This is a genomic window from Type-D symbiont of Plautia stali, from assembly GCF_001485335.1.
In the GTDB taxonomy this organism is placed as follows: Bacteria; Pseudomonadota; Gammaproteobacteria; order Enterobacterales; family Enterobacteriaceae; genus Pantoea; species Pantoea vagans_C.
The window spans coordinates 1-205 of the sequence record NZ_BBOC01000234.1 but is presented as its reverse complement, the minus strand read 5'-3'; the positions used below and the strand labels follow the sequence as shown (position 1 = coordinate 205).

General features: G+C 52.2%; 1 pseudogene. It reads left to right on the top strand.

Features of this window, described 5'->3' with window-relative positions:
* Positions 1–205: pseudogene (gene flgL / locus PSSD_RS26150) on the top strand (flagellar hook-associated protein FlgL); the annotation flags it as partial.

Below are 205 nucleotides of genomic sequence, written 5' to 3'. Positions count from 1 at the left end.
CCGGTTATCAGACAGATAAAGCGCCGTTCGATGACACAGGGACCGGCGTCACTTATGTCGGCGGCACAGATGCAATGTCACAAAAGGTCGACACCAGCCGCACCATGACAGTAAGCGATACCGGTGATTCCGTCTTTATGTCCATTACCGGTAATGCCAAAGCAGAACCGGACGGAACGCCGAGTGAGACCAATCTGTTCAATAT